At 70.8% G+C, this 2490-nt stretch carries 2 protein-coding genes; both read right to left on the bottom strand.

Annotated features, from left to right (window positions below; all coding sequences use genetic code 11):
* The coding region (locus AB0C29_RS43250) for a pectinesterase family protein (protein WP_360833442.1) at nt 1-1034 on the bottom strand (1034 nt) is incomplete at its 3' end.
* A gap of 145 nt (nt 1035-1179) precedes the next feature.
* The gene (locus tag AB0C29_RS43245) at nt 1180-2097 is read right to left on the bottom strand and encodes a VCBS repeat-containing protein (RefSeq protein WP_360833440.1); all 918 of its coding nucleotides are present in this window, start codon (nt 2095-2097) and stop codon (nt 1180-1182) included.
* Nucleotides 2098-2490: the final 393 nt, after the last annotated feature.

Below are 2490 nucleotides of genomic sequence, written 5' to 3'. Positions count from 1 at the left end.
GCGCCGGCGAGTAACGCCGCGATGGTCAGGCCGGCCGCCTCGGCGCGGGTCAGCTGCGGGCGGTCCGGCGTGACCAGCGCGCCCGGGCCGCGGTTGTGGTACTCGGCGAAGCGGGCGTCGCGCCACGGCCAGGTGCCGAAGTCGCTCCACGGGGTCGCGCCGAGGTGTGCGCCCAGCCAGGAGTCGCGGATGACGGTCTGGCCGATGGCGTTCGGGTCCTGGCTCGGGTGCCACGGCCGGCCCAGGTAGACGCTGGCCGGCGGGGCGTCGGAGGTGAACGCGCAACCCGCGAAGAGCAGGCCGTACGGGTTGGTCACGCTCGTGCTGGGCGCGGTCACGTAGCCGTTGTTGGTGGCCGAGCCGCGGTCGAGCGAGTGGATCCGGCACCGGTCGAAGGCGGCCGTCCCGCGACCGAAGATGAAGTCCACGTCGCCCTCGACGTAGCAGCTCTTCAGGTAGATCCGGTCCGGTACGTCGGCGGCCGGGCTGTTCACGTACAGCGTGTCCTGGTTGCCGAGGAAGCGGACGTTGTCGAACTCGAGGCGATCGGCCCGGGTCAGGACGGCCACCGCCTGGCGTCCGGTGATCTCCGGGTGGGCGGCCTCGTCGAAGGAGTTCGAGAAGGTCAGGTTGCGGGCGGCGAAACCGGCTCCGTCGACCGTGACGGAGGCGCTGCCCGAGGTGCCCCAGGTGCCGCCCTCGGGGCGCGGCGTGCCGTTGGCCCGGTCGTCGGTGATCACCACCTGCTCCGGGCGCCGGCCGCGGCCGCGCAGCAGGATGTTCGGCCGGTCGGCGGGGATGATCACCTGGCCGTGGTAGGTGCCCGGGGCGACGTCGATGGTGAATCGGGTGGGGTTGCCCGCCGGGACGGCGTCCACGGCCGCCTGGATCGTGGTGAAGTCACCGCTGCCGTCCGCGGCCACTGTGCTCCGCGGGCCCGGGCGGGCCTGGGCGGGGTACGCACCGGCGGCGGAACCGGCGGCGATCGCCGCGCCGGAGGTGGCGGCGAGCCTGATCAGGGTGCGGCGATCCATGCGGACTCCTGCGGGGAGAGGCGCTCTAGGTAAGCGCTTTCCCGCCGACCGTAGAAGCCGCAGCCACGTCCGTCAATGCCTGCGGCGGGCGAGAGCCGGACCAGGAGACACCTGGCCCGGCTCTGCCGCTACCGGACGGGCCGGTTCACCACAGGATGCCCGGCTGCGGGAGCTCGGCTCCGACGGCGAAGAAGTCGTGCCACTTCACGCCCGTACCGGTGAAGGTGCGGCCGGTGGACCGGGCGACGTAGACGTCGGCCGCCGGGCCCCGGGTGAAGGTCACGATGTCGTCGCGGCCGTCGCCGGTGAAGTCGCCCGTGCCGGGGATCTCGGTGCCGACGGCGAAGAAGTTGTGCCAGCGCACGCCGGTGCCGGCGAACGACGAGCCCCGGGAGAGCGCCACGTAGACGTCGGCCGCCGCACCCCGGGTGAAGGTCACGATGTCGTCCTTGCCGTCGTGGTTGAAGTCGCCGACCGAGGGCAGCTCGGAGCCCACGGCGAAGAGGTCGTGCCACTTCCAGCCCGTACCGGAGAACGACGAGCCCGTCGACAACGCCACGTACACGTCGGCCGCCGCACCCCGGGTGAACGTGACGATGTCATCCTTGCCGTCACCGTTGAAATCGCCGACCGCCGGTGTCTCCGAACCCACCGCGAAAAAGTCATGCCATTTCACGCCCGTACCCGTGAACGACGACCCCGTCGACAATGCGACATACACATCCGCGGCCGCACCCCGGGTGAACGTCGCGATGTCATCCTTGCCGTCACCGTTGAAATCACCGACCGCCGGTGTCTCCGAACCCACCGCGAAAAAGTCATGCCATTTCACGCCCGTACCGGAGAACGACGACCCCGTCGACAACGCCACGTAGACATCGGCGGCCGGGCCGCGGGTGAAGGTGACGATGTCGTCCCGGCCGTCGCCGTTGAAATCGCCGGCCACGCCGCTGAAGCCGCCGCCGGCGGGCGGTGCCGCGGCCGCCGGAAAGGCCGGGATCTGCGCGGTCATCGTGACGGCGGTGACCGCCGCGAGTGCCAATAGACGCCGGTTGATGTGCATGGTTCTCCCCGTTCTGCCGGAACTGCTGGATGGGTGGTGCTGCCGCAGAAAAAACTAGCTTCAAAAGCGGCCCATGCCGCCATTCAGTCCGCTTCCCGTCCAGCTCGGGCAAAGGCCACGAACTGCCGGGCCGAGGTGTACGCTTTCCGCCTTCCTGGTCTCGCGGCCCGGCCCGATCGGGCCTAGGCTCTCGTTCGCCCGGCTCATACGTTTCGATCGCGATCCGATCGGCACGCCCCGCCGAGCACGTCGGACGAGAGGCACGACATGAGAAGACTCCTGACGGCCGCTGTCGTCATCGGCCTGGCGGCCGGTGGCGGGGTGGCGTCGGCGCCCGCGCAGGCGACGCCCGCGCGCGGCGAATCCGGTTACTCACCCGCGCCGATCGCGTAC

It is taken from the genome of Actinoplanes sp. NPDC048791 (assembly GCF_040650095.1).
Classification (GTDB): Bacteria; Actinomycetota; Actinomycetes; order Mycobacteriales; family Micromonosporaceae; genus Actinoplanes.
Note: the sequence above shows the minus strand (reverse complement) of the source record. Positions and strands in the feature narration are given on the sequence as shown.

Coding starts and splice junctions, on each gene's coding strand:
- AB0C29_RS43245 (WP_360833440.1), bottom strand. CDS start 2,097: ATGCACATCAACCGGCGTCTATTGGCACTCGCGGCGGTCACCGCCGTC.